Origin of the sequence: Streptomyces sp. NPDC096079 (assembly GCF_040303145.1) — a bacterium.
Lineage (GTDB): Bacteria > Actinomycetota > Actinomycetes > Streptomycetales > Streptomycetaceae > Streptomyces.
This window is the reverse complement of sequence record NZ_JBEOST010000029.1, coordinates 62,862-69,003: the sequence shown is the minus strand read 5'-3', so window position 1 is coordinate 69,003 and position 6,142 is coordinate 62,862. Positions and strand designations below refer to the sequence as shown.

7 protein-coding genes are annotated in these 6,142 nt (G+C 73.4%); 5 read left to right on the top strand and 2 right to left on the bottom strand.

Features of this window, described 5'->3' with window-relative positions; all coding sequences use genetic code 11:
* Window positions 1-117: 117 nt before the first annotated feature.
* Window positions 118-1,002: an anti-sigma factor family protein gene (locus ABTY59_RS34450; protein WP_352023068.1), complete on the bottom strand. Its 885-nt coding sequence runs from the start codon at window positions 1,000-1,002 to the stop codon at window positions 118-120.
* Window positions 1,003-1,007: 5 nt separating this feature from the next.
* Window positions 1,008-1,574 carry an RNA polymerase sigma factor gene (locus tag ABTY59_RS34445; protein ID WP_352023065.1) on the bottom strand — a complete coding sequence of 189 codons (567 nt, stop codon included), beginning with the start codon at window positions 1,572-1,574 and terminating at the stop codon, window positions 1,008-1,010.
* A 134-nt stretch (window positions 1,575-1,708) separates the two neighbouring features.
* On the opposite strand from ABTY59_RS34445, the gene ABTY59_RS34440 reads away from it, so the two are divergent.
* The 5 genes from ABTY59_RS34440 (at window position 1,709) to ABTY59_RS34420 (ending at window position 6,136) form a co-directional block, all read left to right on the top strand.
* Window positions 1,709-2,194 carry a copper-binding protein gene (locus ABTY59_RS34440; RefSeq protein WP_352023064.1) on the top strand — a complete coding sequence of 162 codons (486 nt, stop codon included), beginning with the start codon at window positions 1,709-1,711 and terminating at the stop codon, window positions 2,192-2,194.
* 195 nt (window positions 2,195-2,389) lie between these two features.
* Window positions 2,390-3,121: a class I SAM-dependent methyltransferase gene (locus tag ABTY59_RS34435; protein WP_352023063.1), complete on the top strand. Its 732-nt coding sequence runs from the start codon at window positions 2,390-2,392 to the stop codon at window positions 3,119-3,121.
* Between the two features lie 313 nt (window positions 3,122-3,434).
* Window positions 3,435-4,061 carry a hypothetical protein gene (locus ABTY59_RS34430; RefSeq protein ID WP_352023062.1) on the top strand — a complete coding sequence of 209 codons (627 nt, stop codon included), beginning with the start codon at window positions 3,435-3,437 and terminating at the stop codon, window positions 4,059-4,061.
* A 284-nt stretch (window positions 4,062-4,345) separates the two neighbouring features.
* Window positions 4,346-5,182, top strand: a complete 837-nt coding sequence (locus tag ABTY59_RS34425) for an SAM hydroxide adenosyltransferase (protein WP_352023061.1) — start codon at window positions 4,346-4,348, stop codon at window positions 5,180-5,182.
* Window positions 5,183-5,260: 78 nt separating this feature from the next.
* Window positions 5,261-6,136 carry an ABC transporter substrate-binding protein gene (locus tag ABTY59_RS34420; RefSeq protein WP_352023060.1) on the top strand — a complete coding sequence of 292 codons (876 nt, stop codon included), beginning with the start codon at window positions 5,261-5,263 and terminating at the stop codon, window positions 6,134-6,136.
* Window positions 6,137-6,142 lie beyond the last annotated feature (6 nt).

The following is a 6,142-nucleotide window of genomic DNA, read 5'->3' as shown; positions in this document are numbered from 1 at the left end:
AGACCCTCGACGGCGTCGTCACCTCCACCTGGCTGCGCGGCGAGAAGATCGCCGACCGCGGCACCCTCGCCGAACCCACCGGCCGCCTCCTCGAACGACGGAGGTAGGGCCAAGCGCTCACCCGGCGGTGGCCGCCCCCGACGCGGCCCCGTCGGCGCCGGTGAAATGTGCCGTGGCAAGGAGCGTGCCGTCCGCCGCCAGCAGGCGCGCGCCCGTCACTGTGCCGGGGTCCACGGGGGCCGGGGCGCCCCAGTAGCCGTAGCCGGAGGTGACGGGGAACGAGCCGAGCGGTACGACGGAGCCGTCGGCGCGTACGAGCAGGCACCGGACCGGGCCCTCGGCCGACGGCCCGTCACCGAGGTCCACGGACATGTACACCCAGCCGTTCCCGCCCGTCGCGTCCGCCGGGTGCGCGTAGATCCGGCCCACCTCACGGCCACCTCCGGCCGGGCCCGCGGCGACCAGCGCCGCTTCCCGCACGCCCGGCGCCGGCGCCACCACGGCGGGGGAGCCCTCCACCACCGTGCCCACCGCCCAGCCGCCGAACCCGAAGGCCAGGGCGGCCGCCGCGCCCGCCACCGCGAACCGGAAGCGACGCGCCCGGATCCGACGCCGGGCCGCCACCGGCGCCGCACGGGGCGGGACCGCAGCCGGAGCCACCGGCGGCACGGCATCAGGCACGGCATCAGGCACGGCATCAGGCGTGGCGTCCGGAGCCACCGGCGCCGCACCGGCCGCACCCGCCCGTCCGGCACCGGCCGCACGCGCCCGTCCGGCACCGGCCGGGCCCATCGCCCGTACCGCCCGGCTCTCGAAGCCGACCGGCGGCTCGGCACCCGGCAGCAGCCCGAGCAGCGCGTCCCCGACCGCCGTCAGCCGCTCCACGTACGCGCGGCACTCCGGGCAGCGGTCCAGATGGGCCACCGCCTCGGCCCGCTCGCGCGCGGGAAGGACCCCGAGCGCCAGTTCGGCACCCGCGTCGCGCAACCGCTCGCAGTCCATGCCGCTCACCGTGTCTCCTCGCTCTCCAGGAGCGCCCGCACCTTGATCGTCCCCGCACGGATCCGGGTCTTCGCGGTGCCCAGCGGCACGCCCTCGCTCGCCGCGACCTCCCGGGCCGTCATCCCGTAGATCCCGGCCATCACCAGCGCCCGTGCCTGCTCCCGGGGCAGCGCCGCCACCGCACGGCGGACCCGTTCTGCCGCGTCGTCGGCGAGCGCGCGCCGCTCCGGTGTCTCCGACACGAGCCCCACGAGCGTCTCCAGGTCCTCCGGCGCGACGGGGGTCGCGCGCCGCGCCCGGACCGCGTCGATCGCCAGGTTGTGGGCGATCGCGGTCAGCCACGTCCGTACGGAGCCGCGCCGGCCGTCGTACACCTGGGCGTGCCGCCACGCCCGCTCGAAGGTCTGCTGGGCCACGTCCTCCGCGAGCCGGGGATCGCCGACCACGGCGACGGCGACGCCGTACACCGCGCGCTGGAAACGGCGCACGAACGCGACCGCGATCTCCGGATCGCCCGTGGCGAGCCCGGAGAGCAGCGCCTCGTCGGGTACCCGTTCCAGCGGAAGTCCCATCCGTCCCACACCCGTGGATACGTACGACGTCCCCGAAGGGATGGTCCGAGCCCATTGTCCGCCCCGGGCCGCCCGCAATCCCCGCGCGGCCCGGTCCCGTACCCCCTGTGGGGGACGATCGGGAGGACCGAACGATGAGGGAACCACACACCCGCGCGCTGCTCGCCCTGTCGGCCGCGGCGCTGGCCGGTCTGCTGGCCGCCTGCGGCGGTGGAGGCGGCGGTTCGAGCAGCGGCACGACGACACCGCCCCCGGCCGGGAGCAGCACGGCACCCGCGAACGCGACCCGGGTGACCGCGGACCTCTCCGACTTCAGGATCACGCTGTCCCGGCACGGCTTCACACCGGGTACGTACGCCTTCGTCGCGACGAACACCGGGCATCACGAGCACGCCCTGGAGATCGAGGGCCCGGGCGGGGACAACCGCTCCGGCATCGTCGCCCCGGGCGAGTCGACCACCCTCACGGTGACCCTGAAGGACGGGACGTACGAGATCACCTGCCCGGTCGACGGGCACAAGGACCTGGGAATGAAGACGGAGATCACGGTGGCGGGCGCTCCCGTCAACACGACCCCGGGCACACCCACCTCACCCCCGGCTCCCGGCAGTGGCTACTGACCGGGGCGCAGGCCGGTCGCGATTACGCCTGCCGTGTGGACGCTCCGCGCGGCGGGGGAGCGGTACGGGGGAGGGGCAGGCCCGCGCCGTAGCGTCGGGCCCCCGGCCCCACCCGCTCACCGCTTCCCGCCCGCCACGTCCCAGGGGCGCCCCCACACCAGGACGGCCCGCCGCACGCAGACACGAGGACCCGACATGACCGCACAGGACACCGCTCCGCCCCTCCTCACGCTCGACCGGCTCGACGAGGTCGAGGGGTGGTTCTTCGCCGCCGACCGGTACCTCTTCGAGTGGCTCCTCAGCCACCAGCGCGACCACGGCCCCCGCGGCGACCTGCTGGAACTCGGTGTGTACAAGGGCAAGAGCGCCATCGTCCTCGGCCACCACGTCGCCGAGGGCGAGCGGTTCACCGTCTGCGACCTGTTCGACGCCGACGGGGCCCCGGACGCCTCCACGGCCACCGAGATGCGGGTCTACTACCCGACCCTCACCCGCCAGGTGTTCGAGGCCAACTACCTGCGCTTCCACCGGCGGCTGCCCAACGTCGTCCAGGGGTCCTCCTCCGAGATCACCGGGCATGTGCCCGCCCGCAGCTGCCGCTTCGTCCACATCGACGCCTCGCACCTCTACCACCACGTGCGCGCCGACATCGCCGCCGCCCGCGAGCTGCTGACCGAGGACGGCGTCGTCTCCCTCGACGACTTCCGCAGCCCCCACACCCCCGGGGTCGCGGCGGCCACCTGGGAGGCGGTCCTCACCACGGGCCTCAAGCCCGTGGTGCTCACCGAGAGCAAGCTGTACGGGACCTGGGGCTCGGCGGACTCCCTGCGCGACTCCCTCGCCGCGCACCTGACGACCCACCCCACGCTCTGGGGCGTGACCGAGGAGGTGGCCGGGCACACCCTGCTGCGGGTCCACTCCCGGTGACCGTCGCCACCGACGCGGAACGGCGCCCGAGCGGATCCGGACCGGGTCGGCGACGTCTCCCGGAGGGCGACGGCCGTCAGGGCGGGGTGCCGTAGCGCGCCACGATCGCGGCGGCTCGGTCGCGCCCGGAGAGCACGGCCGGCGCCGTTCCCACTGATCGGTGTCGCGAGCCTGGCGGCTCCCGACGTGCTGTTCGAGGTCGAGGCCCTCGCCGTAGGGCCCTGAGGCCCGGGGCGCGGTCCGGTCACGGCCGGGTCGCGCCTTGCGACAGTTTTAACTGTCGCATCGAGCGGGTGACAGTTATGGTTGTCGCATGAGTGAGACGCCCGTGATCCCCACCCCCGACAAGGCCGACGAGAACTTCTGGAGCTCCGTCTCCCACCTGGTGGAGCCCCCCTGGAGCGAGCCCACCCCCGACGACGCGTGCACGATGGACGAGCGGGTCCTCGACGCCGTCCGCGCCCTGGCCGAGCGGATCTCGACCCGCGCGGTGGCCTACGGTGCCGCCGGCAAGCCCTTCGACCCCGCGCTCATGGCCGCGCCCGACGCGCAGCTGGCACTCCTGCGCGCGCTGTACGAGGCCAAGCTCGCCGTCGACCGGCTGGCCGAGAGCGCCGCCACCGTCGCCGGGCGCGGTGGAGCGAACTACGCGCAGCTCGGTGCCGCCTGGGGCGGCATCAAGCGCCAGTCCGCCCGTCTCAAGTGGCCGCACGCCGTGGTCAGGACGTCCGCCAAGGAGTCCATCCCGCTCCAGTACGCCGGTGGCAGCGCCGTCGTGCACCACGACGCCGACGCGGACGCCTGGTGGTACACCGCCACCGCGGCGGACCGGCAGGAGACGGAGTCCGAGCCCGTGCACGGCGGCTACGCCGAGGCCATCGCGGGGGCGACGGAGTTCCTTCTCGCACACGCCCTGCCCGGTGGGAAGTCCCCCGCCTGACAGGGGCGCCGTCCACCCGCTGTCCACTCCGTGGACAGGTCGGTGAGACGGTTCCCGTGTGGTGCTAGCCTGCCGTCCATGCAGCGCACCACCACCCTCGCCATGATGCGAATGATGCCCCGACCTTCGGAGGCGCTTCGCTAGCGAAGCCGTGCGCGCACAGGATGCGACGGACCCTCCGGACACGGAGGGTCCGTTTTTTGTTGCCTCCGCCCGGCCGCGCCGACAAGTCCCCCCACACGCCAAGACCCCACCCCCACTCGACAGAAGGCGAAGTGCCCGCCATGACCCTCCGACCGGTCGTCTCCCTCACCGACTGTGCCGACCCCAACGCCCTCGCCCGGCAGTCCACCCGGATCGCCACCCTCTTCGGCGCCACGCCGACCGTCCTGCCCCTCGGCGGACCGGACCCCGAGGGTGCCGCCGCCCTCACGCTGCTCGACCTGCTGCGCTCCACGGACCTGATCGGCGGGCCGACGCAGCCGGTGGTCGTCCTCGTCAACATCGCTCCGCGTGACGGGCACTGGCCCAACGGCGTGCCGTTCTGCTACTTCCGGCACGGGGACCACCTGGTCATCAGCACCCTGAACCACCGGGTCCTCGCCCCGCTGGCCACCTACCTGGGCCTGACGGAGGTCCAGGTCACCGACGTCCGCGAGGTGCTGGAGGCCGCCGCCGACGGCTGGGCCGAGCTCACGCCCGCCGAGATCGAGGAGATGGCCCGCACCCAGTTCCGCAGCCTGTGGTACGTGCCGCTGCTCGCCCGCTGGCTGGCGGACGGCCGCGCGGTCCCCGCGCAGCCGGCCGCGGTGTCGGAGAACCCCGCCGACGACGTGCGGGTCGCCGTCGTGGACAACTTCGGCAACTGCAAACTGGACCGTCCGGCCACCGAACTGCCCGGCTACGACACGACCAAGGCCCTGCTCGTCCACAACCGGCAGGAGGGCCGCGACGTCCAGGTGCGCTGTTACGACCGCCTTCCCGACGTTCCTCTCGGCGAGCCCGGGATCACCGTCGGAAGCTCCGGCGTCGGCTTCGCCGAACTGGTCGTCCGCGGCGGTTCCGCGGCCGAGGTGTTCGGCCTGAACCAGGGCGACCAGGTGTTCCGCCTGACCAGCTGACCTCGCGCGAAGGCGCTGCCCGGTCGGCGATCTCCTCCTCCCGCTTCCTTTCTCGGCCCTCTTCAGAAGGACCCCCTGATGTCCCGTACGCGCATAACCCTCGCGGCTTCCGCCGCCGCCGTCGTCGTCCTCGCGGCAGCGGCCTGCGCACCCCAGCCGCAGACCACGACCCCCGGGGCGGCCGGCTCCGGCGCCCCCGACTGCACCACCGGCAGCAAGAGCCTCCACCAGAGCGGCCGGCTGACCATCGCGACCGACTCCCCGGCGTACGAGCCGTGGTTCGACAGCAACACCCCGTCCAACGGCAAGGGCTTCGAGAGCGCGGTGGCCTACGCGGTGGCCGACAAGCTCGGCTTCGGGAAGGACCAGGTGACGTGGGTGGTCGAACCCTTCGCCCACGCGTACGCCCCCGGGGCGAAGTCCTACGACTTCGACATCAACCAGATCTCGATCACCCCGCAGCGGGCGAAGGCCGTCGACTTCTCCACCAGTTACTACACGGCCAACCAGGCCGTCCTGACGCTGGACGGCTCCGCGTTCGCCAAGGCCGACTCCCTGAGCGCGCTCAAGGACGCCAAGATCGGCGTGCAGGTGGCCACGACCAGCTACCAGGCCGTGCTCGACCAGCTCAAGCCCTCGCGCAAGCCGAGCGTCTTCAACACCACCAAGGACGAGGTCACCGCCCTGACGAACGGCCAGATCGACGCCATCGTCACCGACCTGCCCACCGTCTTCTACCTGGCCGGGGCGGAGCTGGACCACGGCAAGATCGTCGGCCAGTTCGGCTACGCGGGCGGAGACCCGGAGGAGTTCGGCCTGCTCCTGCCGAAGAACAGCGGCTTCACCCCCTGCGTGAACCAGGCCCTGGACTCCCTCAAGGCCGACGGCACCCTTGCCGAACTCACCCGCAAGTGGCTGTCCGCCTCGGCGAGCGTCCCCGAGCTGAAGCCGTAGCGAGCC